This window comes from Allobosea sp. NPDC055353 (assembly GCF_053644975.1).
Window position 1 is genome coordinate 183,431 of the sequence record NZ_JBSHMC010000004.1, and the last position, 13,854, is coordinate 197,284.

A 13,854-nucleotide genomic window follows, 5' to 3' on the forward strand; every position below is an offset into this window, starting at 1 on the left:
CTCCTATTTCCCTACGGCACGGGCGACGCCGACGAGACGTTCGACCACGAGAACGACGGCGAGCGTCGCGACGATGAGCACCACGGACAAGGCCGCGATGAGCGGATCGGTGCGCCCTTCGACATAGCGCACCATCTCGACCGGCAGGGTCGATGCGCGCGGGCCGGCGATGAACAGCGAGATCACCGTCTCGTCGAAGGAGAGCAGGAAGGACAGGCAGGCGCAGGCGATCAGGCCCGGCGTCGCCAGGGGCAGCGTCACCCGCCGCACCACCCGCCAGGGCGTGGCGCCGAGCGTGGCGGCAGCAGCCTCGATATCATCCGGCAGGTTGGCCAGCGCCGTCGCCATCATCCGGATCACGAAGGGCACGGTCACCGTCATATGGCCGAGAACGAGGCCGGGCAGCGTCGCCGTCAGCCTCAGCGGCGAGAAGAACAGCAGCAGCGCGAGACCGATGATCAGCGTCGGCAACAGCAGCGGCGCCAGGAAGAAGCCGGTCAGTGCCGCCTTGCCCGGGAACTGGCCTTTCGCCAGCGCGAGCGCAGCGGGCACGCCGACCGCCAGCGACAGCAGCGTCACCACGGCCGCGATCCGAACGCTAAGCCAGAGCGCCGTCAGCAGCGGCCCGTTACTGGCGAGCTGGTTGAACCAGCGCAGCGAATAACCGGACGGCGGAAACAGGATGAAATTATCAGCCGAGAAGGCCAGCATGACCACGACGACGATCGGCGCCAGGATCAGCACATAGACCAGCGTCGCGAAGCTGGAGAGAACCCGCCCCGCCCCGGTCATCGCTGCAGCCTCCGCGCCACCAGGTTGGAGACCACGAGCAGGGCGAGCAGCAGGACGAGCGTGTAGATCGCCAGCACCGCCGCGACCGGCCAGTTGGTATTGGTCGTCGCCTGCTCGAAGATTTCGGTCGCCAGGACGAAGACGCGCCCGCCGCCCAAGAGCTTGGGCGTGATATAGGCCGACATCGAGAGCACGAAGCCGAGGCCGGCCGCGAGCGCGATCGCCGGCAGGCTGAGCGGCAGCGTGACGCGCCGGAAGGTCCGGAACGGCGAGGCGCCCAGCGAGCGCGCCGCCTCCTCCAGCGTGCGGTCGAGCCGGCCGAAGCCGGCGAGCAGCGCCAGGATCATATAGGGCATGATGCTTTCGGCGAGGCCGATGGTGACGCCGGTCCAGTTGAAGACGAGCTTCAGCGGCGTCGAGATCAGGCCGAGCGATTGCAGCGTCGTGTTCACCAGCCCGCGATCGCCCAGAATGGCGAGCCAACCGAAGACGCGCACCACGCCGGAGACCAGCATCGGCATGATCGCGACGACCGCAAGCAGACTGCGGAAGCGGGACTCGGTGCGGAACAGGAAGAGCGAGACGGGATAGGCGAGGCAGAGCGCGATCAGCGTCGAGACCGTCGAGAGCCAGAGCGAATTCAGCGTCAGTTCGAACGTGAAGCTGTCATGGAAGGTCGCGCGTGCGGTATCCAGCGACCAGGCCTCGACCATCGCGCCGGTCGGCCCGACCTCGTTGAAGGCATTGCGGAACAGCCCGAGCGACGGCCAGACATAGATGACGAGCAGGAACAGCATCGCCGGGATCAGCAGCAGCGGCAGGCGGCGCGAGGCGGTCATGCCGCCTCGCGCGCGAAGACGCGGCTCTCGGCCCGCGGCCAGACGATCGCGACCTCGCTGCCCTCAATCGGCGCAGCCGAACCCGATGGCATCTCGACCGTGAGCTGGCCGCCTGCACCCTCGACCAGCACCTCGACATGGTCGCCGACGAAGACGCTGCGCAGCACGCGGCCAGTCAGGCGCGCCGCATCGCCGCTGGCCGGCTCGGAGAGGGGCACGATGCGCATGCGCTGAGGCCGGACGAAGAGATCGGCATTCTCTGCGGGCTCGACCGGCACGGGTTGCTCCCAGACGGTCGCGCGGCCCTGCGCGTCGCGCGCCAACGGCAGCACATTGGCGCGCCCGACGAACTCGGCCACAAAGCGCGTCGCGGGCCGGTCGTAGATATCTTCGGCGCTGCCGATCTGGGCGATGCGGCCGCGATGCATCACCGCGATCCGGTCGCACATCGTCAGCGCCTCGACCTGATCATGCGTGACGAAGAGCGTGGTGATGCCGAGCGTGCGCTGGATCGAGCGGATCTCGTGGCGCATCGCGTCGCGCAGCTTGGCATCGAGATTGGACAGGGATTCGTCGAGCAGCAGAACGGAAGGCTGGATCACCAGCGCGCGAGCCAGGGCCACGCGCTGTTGCTGGCCGCCCGAGAGTTCCTTTGGACGACGCTGCTCCAGGCCGCCGAGCCGCACCAGCGCCAGCCCTTCCTGAACACGCTTGTCGATCTCGGCGCGGGAGGCGCCGCGCTCCTCCAGCCCGAAGGCGATGTTGCGGCCGACAGAAAGATGCGGGAACAGCGCATAGGACTGGAAGACATAGCCCATATTGCGCTTATGGGCCGGCAGCCGGGTGATCTCGCTGCCGTCGAGCGTCATCGTGCCGCGGTTCGGTTCGATCAACCCGGCGAGCATGCGCAAGGTCGTGGTCTTGCCGCAGCCTGAGGGGCCGAGCAGCGCGACGGATTCGCCCTGCTCCACCGAGAGCGAGACGTCGTCGACCGCGACCGCATTGCCGTAGCGCTTCTGCAGCCCGGCGAGTTCGAGATAGCTCATTGCCTGCCGCTCAGCGTGCCGCCGCGATGACCTCGCGCCGCCAGCGGTTGTTCCACTGGTCGCGCACCTTCAGGACCTCGTTCCAGTCGACCGGGATCATGCGTGCAAGGTTCTCGGGCGAGGCCGCCGTGCGCGCCAGCGCCTTGGCGTCGATCTGCGCCTTGCCGTTGGTCGGCGCATAGAACATCCGCTCGGTGAAGGCCTTCTGCGGGCCCTGCGACAGCGCATGCGCCACGAAGGCGGCGGCTGCGGCGCGGTTCTTCGAGCCGGCGGTGAGGTTGATGGTGTTGACCTGGAAGACCGAGCCCTCGGGCGGCAGCAGCGCATTGATCTTGCCGCCGGTCTGGTCCGAATAGAGCTGGGCACGGGCGTTCCAGCCGGTCGCGACCTTGGCCACGCCGTTGAGGATCAGCGAATAGCCATCCGGGTTGGGGTCGAAGGTCTTCACGCCCGGCGCGAGCTCCTTCAGCTTCTTCATCGCGGCGTCGATCGACTTGCGGTAGTCGCCGCCTTCCATCTTCTCGGTCATCGCCGTCAGCGCCAGGCCCTGGATATTCGGCGGTGCGGCGAGCGCGATATGGCCCTTGAGGTCCGGGCGCCAGAGATCGGCGAGCTTGGCGATCTGGGGGGAGAGCGCCGCGTCCTGGACGATGACGAGATGGTCGAAGGTGACGGCCGGGCCGAATTCACCGCCGGCCGCGCGTGCCTCCGGCAGGAGTTCGTTCAGCACCGGGAATTCGGCGGGCGTCAGCTTCTCGAACAGCCCCTCGAGGTTGCCGATGCTGGAGGTGGTGACGTCCATGATCACCACGTCGGTCTGCGGATCAGCCTTCTGCGCCCGGACGCTGCCGACCATCTGGGCCGAGGAGCCGCCGGGCACGAAGTTCACCTTCACGCCCGGATGCGCCTGCTGGAACGGCTCGATCACCGCCTTGGTGTAGTTGTCCTGGAAGATACCCGCATAGGACATCAGCGTGATCTGCCCCGAGAGCGTCTGCGCCCGGAGAACGGCCGGCATCGCGATCGTGGCGAGACCGGACTGGATGACGAGGCGGCGGGTGAGCATGGGATGACTCCTGCTGTGACGCCGCCTCGGGCGGCTGGTTCGCGAGCTGTCAGCTCAGGCCGGGATCTTGGCGGCGAAATGGGCCACGAAGCGCGCGACGACATCGCTCAGCTTCTCCGCCAGCTTCGCCCCCGTCTCGGCCGAGCAGAGCGTCGGATCGCCCTTGCCGACGCCGTCATGATAGACCTCGTCGTATTCGTGCGGCACCCCCACTTCGGCGCCGTCGAAGCTCGCGGTGCCCAGGCCCGTGAAGGGCAGGTCGAGGATGGGATCGCGCTTCATCGGCTTGCCGGCCGGGATGAGGTCCTTGCGGATCAGCTCGGGGAAGAGGTGCAGCCCGAGGCTGGTCAGCGGATCGGCGCCGTGGCCGGAAACCTTCGCCGACGTCTCGGCGCCGACGATGCCCGGCAGCATGCCGTAGGCGATGCGCCAGAGATAGAGACTCGGCAGCACGATGCGCTCGCGCTGGTAGAGCTCGCGCGCGACCTCGGAGATCGGCCCGACATTGCCGCCATGGCCGTTGATCACGATGATCCGGGTCAGGCCGTTGCGATGCAGCGAGTCGACCATCTCGGCGATCACCGCCGTCAGCGTGCTCTGCGAGATGGCGATGCCGCCGATCATCGGGCCGAACCAGTCCGCCCCGCCATAGGGCAGAACCGGGGCGACCAGCGTGCGCGTGCCGGCCTTGCTCGCCTGCAGCGCGGCAAGCTCCGCGATCTTCTCGGCCAGCAGATAGTCGCCCATCGGCGCATGCGGGCCCTGGTCCTCATGGCTGCCCATCGGCAGCAGGATCACCGGGTTGGACGCGAGAAGCTCGCGCGCCTCGCCGCCCGTGATGGTGCCCATATGGACGAGAGGATCGGTCTTGGTAGCCATGGCGTGGTCCTTCCTTGGGAAATACTCGGTTCGTCAGCGCTCGCTGGTGCGCGGGTCGAGGATGTCGCGCAGCGCGTCGCAGAGCAGGTTCATGGCGAGGATCGTCAGGGTCAGCACGGCACAGGGCCAGAGCAGCAGCAGCGGCGCCTGCTCCATGGTCGAGCGCGCCCCGCGGATCATCAGCCCCCAGGACGGTGCCGGCGGCACGACGCCCAGCCCCAGGAAGGACAGCCCGCTCTCGATCACCACCGCGGCGGCGACCGCCAGCGAGAACTGCACCAGCAGCGGCCCCGCGATGTTGGGCAGAACGGTGCGGAACAGCAGATGCGACGGCGTGGCGCCGAGCGCCCGCGTCGCCTCGACATAGTCGCGCCCCTTGACCGCGATCACCTCGGCATAGGTCACGCGCGCAAAACCGGGCAGGTAGAGCACCGAGAGCACGAGGATGAGCGTCCCGGCGCCGGGGCCGAGCAGCGTCACGACCAGCAGCGCCAGCAGCACCGGCGGGAAGCACATGATGATCTCGACGCTGCGCACCGTGAGAAACGCGCCCCAGCTCCGCGCCCAGCCGCCGATCAGCCCGAGCGTGATGCCGACGAGCCCGGCACACAGCGCCGAGACGAAGGCGACGGACAAGCTGGTGCGTGCGCCCCAGACCAGTCGCGAGAGCACGTCGCGGCCGAACTCGTCGCGCCCGAGCCAGGACCCCGCCATCGGTCCGGCCAGGCGCTGCGCCACGTCCTGCTTGACGGGATCGGGCAGCGGCAGCAGGGGCGCCGTCAGGGCCATCAGCAGGATCACGGCGACCACGCCGCCGGGCACCAGAAGCCGTGTGAACCTGCGCCGCCTCATGCGTGCTGCACCCGTGGGTCGATCGCCGCGTGCAGCAATTCGACGAGGAGATTGATCAGCAGGAACAGCACCGAGATCGTCAGGATGATGCCGACCACCATCGGGTAGTCGCGCCCCTCGACGGCACGCAGCAACGGCGTCGACAGGCCCGGCCAGTTGAAGACGTATTCGACCAGCACGGTCCCGCCGAGCAAGGTTCCCATCTGGAGACCCAGCACGGTGACGACCGGGTTCAGCGCGTTGCGCAGCACATGCACGACGAGGACCCGTCGCGGCGAAAGCCCCTTGGCCTGCGCGGTCCGGACATAATCATGGGCGAGCGCGTCGAGCGTCGCCGCTCGCGTCATCCGGAACAGCACGGCCGCCAGCCCCTTGGCGATCGCCACTGCCGGCAGCGTCAGGAGCTTGAAATGCTGGACCGGGTCCTGCGTGAGCGGAACGAAGCCGCCCGCCGGCATCAATCGCAGCGTCTGCGCCAGCAGCAGCACCAGCAGGGTGCCGACGACGAAGACCGGCACCGCCAGCAACAGCGCGGTGATCCAGGAGGCGACGCGGTCGAAGGTACCGCCGCGATGGACCGCGGCGTAGACGCCCGAGGGCACGCCAATCATGAGCGCGATCAGGGTTCCCGTCAGGATCAGCTCCAGCGTGCGCGGCAGCCTGAGCGCGATCTCCTGGATGACGGGATAGTCGTCGATCAGTGACGTGCCGAGATCGCCTCGCGCCAGCCCCGCCAGGAAATGGCCGTACTGGACCAGGAGCGGCCGATCGAGCCCGAGCTTCTCGCGCAATTCCTGCACCGTGGCCGGATCGGGCATGGCGCCCGCGGTCGACAGGAGCAGCTCGGCCGGGTCTCCGGGCACCATGTGCAGCGCCAGGAACACGATCGTCGCCACGACCCAGGCCATCGCCAGGGTCAAAGCCAGCCGCCGTCCGAGCCAGGCCGCGCTCATCCGAAATACGTCTCCTCGAGCTGGTTGCCGGAGGATGTCGAGAGCGCGCCGGGCAGGTTGGTGAAGCCCTGGATGCCCTTGTCCATGCCGTAGCCCTGCTGGCGCCAGGCCAGGCCGACAAGCGGCACCTCCTCGAGCGCGGCGCGCTGCATCTCCTTGTAGATCTCGACGCGCTTGGCCTGGTCGAACTCGGCGCGCCCCTTGGCGAGCGCGGCGATGGTGCGCGGCGCATCGACCTTGAAGGAGCGGCCATGCGTCGGCGAGAGCGAGGTGTCGAGCACCACGGTCAATCCGTCCGGATCGTTGTTGTCCGAAGACACCCCGTGGATCGCCATGTCGTACTGGCCGCGCGAGCCGCGGCTCACCCGCGTCGACCAGTCCGGCAATTGCAGCTCCGCCTGGATGCCGATCGCCGCGAGATATTGCTGGACGATCTCGGCGGTGTCCTTGTGCATGCCGAACTGGGCGGTGGCGAGCAGCGTCGTCTGGAAACCGTTGGCATGGCCAGCTTCCGCCAGCAGCGCCTTGGCCCGGGCCGGATCGTAGTTCCAGCCATGCGCCAGCTCCTTGTCGTACCACGGCGTGCCCTCGACGATCGGCACGCCTTCGAGCGGCTTGCCGCGCCCGAAGAAGGCGACCTTGACGATGTCCTCGCGCTTCACCGCATGCGCGACGGCCCGGCGCACGCGCGGATCGTTGAACGGGGGTTTCGTGCCGTTGAAGAGCACGTCCATGAACGGCCCCTCCTGGTTGTCGAGCTTGAGGCGCGGGTCGGCCTCGACCGTCGCCATCGACTGCCAGGGCACATATTCGATCATGTCGACATCGCCGGAGATCAGCGCCGCGTTGCGCAGGTTCTCGTCGGCATAGACGATGAACTTGATGCCCTTCGCCTTCGGAATGCCCGGCTTGTAGAACTTGTCGAAGGCGGCGAGCTCCACCGAGGTGCCGCGCTCCTGCCCGACGAGGCGGAAGGGGCCTGCGCCGATCGGCTCGTTCGGGGTCGATTTCCGCCAGATGACGAAGGTATTGTAGTTGGCAAACCAGCTCGGCAGCGTCGCCTGCGGCCCCTTGGTGACCAGGCGGACAGTCTGCGGATCAGGAATCTCGACCTTCTCGATCAACTGGAACTGCGTCCGCATATAGGCGGTCGATTTCTCGCCGGCGATCTGCTCGATCGACCATTTCACGTCGTCGGCGGTGACCGGCTCGCCATTGTGGAAGACGCAGCCCTTGCGCAGCTTGAAGACCCAGGCGCCCTCGGGATCGCGCGACCAGGACTCGGCGAGTTCGCCGCGCAATTCACCCTTGGAATCGTAGGAGACGAGGCTGCGGTTGATCAGCATCTTGACGGTGCCGGCCGACGCCCCCGTCGAGACCCAGGGCTGGAGGTTCGGCGGAAAGGCCGACAGGCCGTAGCGGATGATGCCGGCGGCGCGCTGCGCGCTCGCGGGGCGGATCAGGAAAGGCGAGGCCAGCAGCGGGCCGGCAAGGCCGGCACCAAGGACGGAACGGCGAGAGATGGTCATGGGCTGATCCTCTGCTGCTGGGTCCGGCTGTCCGCGGGCTTAAACCCTGTCGGCTCCCGTCGATGGCGGGAAGGGCGGAGCCGGGCTGATGCGAGCAATAACCGCGCCAGCGATCCGACAAGGCCGCCTGTGCCGGGCCGATCGGTCCGGTCTGCAGCTTCCTGTCGCGAAGGTGGCGTGCACGGTCATGCGGTTCCCCGGCACGGCTTCGCTATAGACGAATAGGCGAGCCGCGCTCTTGATGCGTCATGTATACGTGGCGGATTTTTTGCTGTCTACTCTCGACAGCCCTAGGAAAGACCGAAGGGGGCGCGTTGTCGATGGCCATGATCGAACAGAACGAGATGGCTGCCTTGCGCGGCAAGCCGACCCGGGAACGGGTCTATCTCTATGTGCGCGAGCAGATCCTGCGCGGCCGCTTTCTCGGCGGCTGCTTCATCGAGGAGGAGGAAATCTCCTCGGCGCTCGGCGTTTCGCGAACGCCCGTCCGCGAGGCCTTCCATCGTCTCGAAGCCGAACGCTTCATCGACCTGCTGCCGCGTCGCGGCGCGCTCGTCCGGCAGGTGACGGCACAGGAACTGCTCGACCTCTACGAGGCAAGGCGCATGATCGAGAGCCATGCCATCCGCCGCATCTGCCGCGAGGAATTGCCGCTCCCTGCCGACATGCACGCGATCCTCGCCGAGCTGGAGCACCTGCCGCAGGGCGACTATTTCAACCGCGTCGAGCTGAACCGCGAATTCCACTTCGTCATGATCGCCGCGCTCGGCAATGTCGTTCTGTCGGACCTTTACCAGTCGCTGGGCGCCCGCCAGCAGCGCGTCGCAATGACGGCGATCAGCACCGACCCGACCCGCGTCGCGCGCATCAGCAGGGAGCATCACGCTCTGATCGCCGCCCTCTCCGAATGGGATGAGGAGAAGGCGCAGGCGATTCTGGAGCAGCACCTGCGTCCGATCGTCGGCGTGATCTCGCGGCTGCCGGAGCAGGCCGCCGAAATCTGACGGGTCAGGCCCGGCCCAGCATCAGGATGGCCCGGCCGATCGCTCGGCCGGGCCATCGGTCTTCGCCCTGTCAGAACATGTGGAAAGGCGGCTTGGCGTCGTCGGGCAGGAGGGGCTTGTAGGGCGTCCGGGTCAGGCGTTCCGCGAAATCGGCCTTGGCCTGTTCCAGCAAGCCCGGCTCGACGAGCACGTCGGCGGCGACGCCCGCCATGATCTTGGCGACATGAACCATGCCCTTATGCGCCAGCGGCGACTGCCCGTGAGCCGTCAATTGCCAGGAATGGCCGGGCGTGCCGATCGTATAGGTGGCGCCGCGCGCCTGGACCGTCGGCACGGCCCAGGAGACATCGCCGACATCGGTCGAGCCCATCATCCGCGGTCCCGGCGCCTCCTTGGGGGCGATCGCGTTGCACAGCGGGAAATCCGTCGCCGGCAATCCCGAACGGCGAAAGGCGCTTTCGATATGCGCGGGCGTCACGGTCTTCTGCATGCGCCTGGCGAAGGCGACGTCGTCCGCATCGAAGGGCGGCGGCCCGAGCCGATCGAAATTGCGCTGCATCGCGTCTTCCAGCGGCGCATTCGCCAGCAGGTTGCTCATCGCGCTGACGACTTCGCTGGTGACGGTGGTCTCCGTCATCAAGGCTGCGCCCTCGGCGATTTTCCGGACCCGGGCGAGGAGTTCGTGGACCTGGGAGACCACCGTCGCCCGCACGACATAGCGCAGCCTGGCCTTGGCCTGCACGACGTTCGGCGCGATGCCGCCGGCATCGAGATAAGCGTAATGGATACGCGCATCGCTCGGCATGTGCTCGCGCATGTAGTTGACGCCGACATTCATCAGCTCGGCTGCATCGAGCGCCGACCGACCGAGATGTGGCGCCGCGGCAGCATGCGAGGCGCGGCCGGTGAACTCGAAATCGATCGTCGTGTTGGCGAGCGAGATAGCTGCCGTCACCGCCGCGAAATCCGCCGGATGCCAGGAAATCGCGATATCGACATCCTTGAAGGCGCCTTCCTTGACCATGAACGCCTTGCCGGCGCCGCCTTCCTCGGCCGGGCAGCCATAATAGCGCACGCGGCCCTTGAGCCCGCGTTCCGCCAGGAAATCCTTGACCGCGGCAGCCGCCAGCATGGCGCCGGCGCCGAGCAGGTTGTGGCCGCAGCCATGGCCAGCCGGCTGGTTCGGAAGCGGCTGGTGGTCGGATACGCCCGGCGCCTGGGACAGCTCCGGCAGCGCATCGTATTCGCCGAGGATGGCGATCACCGGGCCGTCCTCTCCCGCCTCGCCCATGACGGCGGTCGGCAATCCGGCAATGCCCGTCTCCACGCGAAACCCCTCGCGCCGAAGCTGCTCGGCATGGGCCGCGGCCGACTTGACCTCACGATAGTTGAGCTCGGGGATTTCGAAGACGCGATCGCTCAGTTCGATGTAATCAGCCTGCTTTGCATCGACGATCGTCCAAATCTTGTCGGTATTCTGCACTGCCTTCTCCCGCGATGCATGGCGCCCACATGGTCCGCTGAAGGCCGCCATCATCGCAACGGTTCGGCGGTCGGCGGCCCCAACCAGGCGAGGCTACTACAAGGCCGGCGACAGAACGGCTGAATTTTACGCCGAAGAATCGGCGATTGTTGCGGGCAACGGCATGCCGTTCGCGAAGGACGTGATGGGTTGGTGCGGCCTTCGAAGCAGCGGGCGGCACGATACACGTCCAGCATCGCGCGGCCGCGCCACTGCTGGCGAAGGCCCGGCTATTTCGACGCTTGAACGGAAGGCCTCGGTGGAGCTGAGGTCCACCGAACATATGTCCGCTGCGGGCCGCCTCTGCCCGCAGCGAGCCGCCAACCCTCTAGAATTACACGATTTATCGTGTATGGGTTTCCGTAGCCCTCCGATCATGGCCTCCGAAGGAGAAAGCGGCTGATCAGTCGGGTGCAGCACTCGATAGCAACGCCGCCAACGAAGCCAACCGCCACGCCCGATGGCCAGTGCGCGAGAATGGCAACGCGTGCTGCAGCCAGAACTGCGGAAGCGGACCAGAGTCCTGCCGGCCCTCTCACTGATCGAGAAAAAAAGGCTGCCACCGCTCCGGCATGCATCGCGTGGCCAGAGGGCATCGCGTCTGATGATCGGCCGGTTTTGATACGCCCATCGCCCATCAATCGGTCAGGCCGCTTCTGATCAACCACTCGCTTAACGACATGGTGGAAGGCGGTTGTCGATGCGATGGTCACAACAAATCGACTGGCAACTCTACGGGCTTCGCTTCCGCGAGGCGTCGCTAGGAACCAAATCGCACCGGCTCCAAGTAGCGTGCGCGCATCGCATAGCCATCCGAGCGCTAGAGCCAAATCCGCGCTCCGCGAGTTCAAGCGAACGCGTCGGGTAATTGCGCGATCGGCCTGAGCTATTGGAAGTGAAATTCGGCGCACAAGTCGACCGCCTAGCTCTTTCTTCCAGCCGGATTATGAGCAGGCCCAAGAACTGTGTCGTGGTCCATCGGCCCCGGCCCAGATTTCTTCACGAGCGGGCAACGCTTCTTTCAGGCTGAGAGTTCCGCTTCCGCCTCTTGCTGGAACCAAATCCGAGCTTACGTGTTTTTCGCGCGGCATCCCCCGATGCTTACATGCTCTCCAGTCGATGCGTTGCCGCGGATGTACCGGCCGCACCCGACAGGAGGGCAAAGCCAGTTTCCCGGCGATGGCCGGAACCGCCTAGTCCTGACAGAAGTCAGAGGCCCGTCGCTTCCCGAGCGGCGGGCTTATCATTTGGCGAGCGACGTAGCAGCTCTACCAAGGCGGGCTGGAACTGGAAGGATGCGAGGACGGTTAATGTAGGCCAGGTAACGGAAAATCCCGGATCCGTTGGCCGCTGCGAAATCATGGACAGGACGATACAGATGGCTGCCGTTGAAAACGTCAAAAGCTCGGCCAGCGGTGAAATTGTCGAAAGCTCTTCTCTCGTCGGACCGCGGTTTGCCCCTCTTCGGGGATTGCTGAAGCTTCTTGTCCAGGCAGACGGGTCTCGCTCAACGCTAAGTCGCCTAAGAGCCGCCTTTACCCTGTTCGCAGCACTCTCGGCCTTTGCATTCCTCGGTTACCTGCTGCCGACGCTACTTTGGTGATCGGATTAGCCGCACGCATTTGCTATCCGCACCTGCGACGCCAACCGGGCATCATTCCAATCGTTCCTTTCGGCACGCATCAGCTGCGGCCTTTTTCTTCGCTGACGTCGGGCCGCGACATCAGGTTTTGGAGCCGCAGATCGAGCACCGCTATCGCAAGCAGAAATCAGATTGGGCGTTGCGGGACCGCAGCTCGGCCGCGGCCACTGTTGAAATTGTCAGGTTGACAGGCGTGGGGTTGAAAAGCGTCGAAAGCTTTACATCAGCGGGCAGGATAGCCTCTCCGGGTTTATCCGGACCCTGGAGAGCGTGAACCGAGACCCTCAGAGTCTGCTCTTCGGCAGCAAGAACCGTGTCCCGCAGTAACGCGGCTCACGTTAGCTTGGCGATATCCAAGCTCATCCGTGTGGTTGGGCGAATGGCGTCGAGCGAGAGGGCTGTCCTCGTTGCGTCGTCCCCTACTCGCATGCACTGGCAGTCTAGCTTGAAGCTTCAGCCTCGGTCCCTTCGAGGGACAGGCTCGCGACATAGATGGCAACACCGGATTCGTTCCGAACGACGACACGCAGGCCAATATGATCAGAGGTCGGCAGCTTCTCGCCGATCATAGCCGCCAGGATCAACTTTGCGGCATGCTTCGCTGCTTCGCGGTCAGGAAAATCCACCCCTTCGTCATCCGTATCAGGGGCAGAACCGTCGTCGGTATCAAAGTAAAACCGTGCCATCTCAGCAGAATGCCGCTCGCCTGCTCGGGTTCCTTGTCGAGCTTGAAATTTGCATCACTCGTCGTGGTGCTTCAAATGCAGATAGTTCGGATCGAAATCAGCGCGCTGACACAGACCGTCCCAATCCAGAATACGGATTATATTCGCGCGTACTTCCACCAGCCTTTCCCGCTTGAGCTCGCGCAGTTTCTTGTTGGTATGAACGGTCGATAACCCCAGCACATCACCCATTTCAGGTTGGTTGAGCGGCAAGCTGCATGTCACCCCATCCGAAAGCCCGATGGCCTTCATTCGCGTCACGAATTCGCAGAGGAAATGCGCGATTCGCGCTGGAGCGCTCCGCTTCCCGATACTGACTGTCCAGCCTCTTAGAATTGATGCCTCGACCAGAACTTCCAGCCAGAATGCCTTTGAAATTGCATAGGATTTCTGGAGCGTATGCTTGATCGCAACATGAGGGATGAAGCCGACCAGTGCTGGCGATAGCGTCCCGACGGTGTGATCCATCGTATCGATATGGATCGACTGAAGGTCAGGGATATCGCCTGGCATATGCAGCGAGAGAATTTGCCTTCCGCCGTCTCGAACGACCTTGTAGCGGCACAGCAAGCCTTCGAGAACGATGCAACACTGATTGTTATGGCGGCCTTCGAGAATGATGTCTCGACGCGCTTCGTAGCGCCTTATCGAGATAGGCAGGCTAAGGAGGATTTTGGTGTCATCTGCGGAAAGCCTTGATCGCGTTTCCAACTTCCTGACCAACGCATCGAGTTGCGACAAAGGCCGCATCAATGCACATCCAATGTCATCGTGTCGGCGTTCGACAGCGGCACAGAAGGACAGAGGTTCAGCAAAGCGGTCGAAGGCGCAGTCATTACGCCTTCGTAGTCGGCTCAACCTCGGCAAGAGATGTCATTTGACAGAGTGAACTGGCAAGTTCGTCGAATTTTGGTGCCAGAGGATCTCACGCTGCGCCCCATGTCAGGAAAACGGCACGGAGCGCAACTTGGACTTCGCGCTAAAAGTCTCCCGGCTGGGAGAGAA

General features: G+C 65.2%; 14 protein-coding genes. 2 read left to right on the forward strand and 12 right to left on the reverse strand.

Annotated elements, in window-relative coordinates:
- Window positions 1-3 precede the first annotated feature (3 nt).
- From ACWIEX_RS23960 to ACWIEX_RS23995, 8 genes are read right to left on the reverse strand one after another with little or no spacing between them, the layout of a single operon-like run.
- Window positions 4-792 (reverse strand): ABC transporter permease, encoded by a 789-nt coding sequence (locus ACWIEX_RS23960; RefSeq protein WP_454035425.1) that lies wholly within the window; start codon window positions 790-792, stop codon window positions 4-6.
- Window positions 789-1,631, reverse strand: a complete 843-nt coding sequence (locus ACWIEX_RS23965) for an ABC transporter permease (protein WP_454035426.1) — start codon at window positions 1,629-1,631, stop codon at window positions 789-791. Before ACWIEX_RS23965 ends, ACWIEX_RS23960 begins: the two co-directional genes overlap by 4 nt.
- On the reverse strand, window positions 1,628-2,677 hold the full coding sequence (locus ACWIEX_RS23970; RefSeq protein WP_454035427.1) for an ABC transporter ATP-binding protein: 1,050 nt from the start codon (window positions 2,675-2,677) through the stop codon (window positions 1,628-1,630). Before ACWIEX_RS23970 ends, ACWIEX_RS23965 begins: the two co-directional genes overlap by 4 nt.
- 10 nt (window positions 2,678-2,687) lie before the next feature.
- Window positions 2,688-3,743, reverse strand: a complete 1,056-nt coding sequence (locus ACWIEX_RS23975; RefSeq protein WP_454035428.1) for an extracellular solute-binding protein — start codon at window positions 3,741-3,743, stop codon at window positions 2,688-2,690.
- Window positions 3,744-3,797: 54 nt separating this feature from the next.
- Window positions 3,798-4,622 carry a creatininase family protein gene (locus ACWIEX_RS23980; RefSeq protein WP_454035429.1) on the reverse strand — a complete coding sequence of 275 codons (825 nt, stop codon included), beginning with the start codon at window positions 4,620-4,622 and terminating at the stop codon, window positions 3,798-3,800.
- Between the two features lie 33 nt (window positions 4,623-4,655).
- Window positions 4,656-5,474 carry an ABC transporter permease gene (locus ACWIEX_RS23985; RefSeq protein WP_454035430.1) on the reverse strand — a complete coding sequence of 273 codons (819 nt, stop codon included), beginning with the start codon at window positions 5,472-5,474 and terminating at the stop codon, window positions 4,656-4,658.
- Window positions 5,471-6,427, reverse strand: a complete 957-nt coding sequence (locus ACWIEX_RS23990) for an ABC transporter permease (RefSeq protein ID WP_454035431.1) — start codon at window positions 6,425-6,427, stop codon at window positions 5,471-5,473. The genes ACWIEX_RS23985 and ACWIEX_RS23990 overlap by 4 nt, the downstream gene beginning before the upstream one ends.
- Complete coding sequence (locus ACWIEX_RS23995; RefSeq protein ID WP_454035432.1) at window positions 6,424-7,956, reverse strand: ABC transporter substrate-binding protein; 1,533 nt, start codon at window positions 7,954-7,956, stop codon at window positions 6,424-6,426. The genes ACWIEX_RS23990 and ACWIEX_RS23995 overlap by 4 nt, the downstream gene beginning before the upstream one ends.
- A 320-nt stretch (window positions 7,957-8,276) precedes the next feature.
- On the opposite strand from ACWIEX_RS23995, the gene ACWIEX_RS24000 reads away from it, so the two are divergent.
- Entirely contained in the window at window positions 8,277-8,960 is a 684-nt protein-coding gene (locus ACWIEX_RS24000; protein WP_454035433.1) for a GntR family transcriptional regulator, read from the forward strand.
- A 70-nt stretch (window positions 8,961-9,030) separates the two neighbouring features.
- Here ACWIEX_RS24000 and ACWIEX_RS24005 read toward each other — a convergent pair whose 3' ends face one another.
- Together ACWIEX_RS24005 and ACWIEX_RS24010 are read right to left on the reverse strand one after the other, a co-directional pair.
- Window positions 9,031-10,443, reverse strand: a complete 1,413-nt coding sequence (locus tag ACWIEX_RS24005; protein ID WP_454035434.1) for a M20 family metallopeptidase — start codon at window positions 10,441-10,443, stop codon at window positions 9,031-9,033.
- Between the two features lie 413 nt (window positions 10,444-10,856).
- Window positions 10,857-11,393 (reverse strand): phosphatase PAP2 family protein, encoded by a 537-nt coding sequence (locus ACWIEX_RS24010; RefSeq protein WP_454035435.1) that lies wholly within the window; start codon window positions 11,391-11,393, stop codon window positions 10,857-10,859.
- Between the two features lie 467 nt (window positions 11,394-11,860).
- Here ACWIEX_RS24010 and ACWIEX_RS24015 point away from each other — a divergent pair, with 467 nt between their 5' ends.
- The gene (locus ACWIEX_RS24015) at window positions 11,861-12,085 is read left to right on the forward strand and encodes a hypothetical protein (protein WP_454035436.1); all 225 of its coding nucleotides are present in this window, start codon (window positions 11,861-11,863) and stop codon (window positions 12,083-12,085) included.
- Between the two features lie 479 nt (window positions 12,086-12,564).
- Here the strand turns inward: ACWIEX_RS24015 and ACWIEX_RS24020 are convergent, their stop codons facing one another.
- Window positions 12,565-12,810, reverse strand: a complete 246-nt coding sequence (locus ACWIEX_RS24020; RefSeq protein ID WP_454035437.1) for a DUF6894 family protein — start codon at window positions 12,808-12,810, stop codon at window positions 12,565-12,567.
- Window positions 12,811-12,864: 54 nt separating this feature from the next.
- Window positions 12,865-13,599 carry a Crp/Fnr family transcriptional regulator gene (locus tag ACWIEX_RS24025; RefSeq protein WP_454035438.1) on the reverse strand — a complete coding sequence of 245 codons (735 nt, stop codon included), beginning with the start codon at window positions 13,597-13,599 and terminating at the stop codon, window positions 12,865-12,867.
- Window positions 13,600-13,854 lie beyond the last annotated feature (255 nt).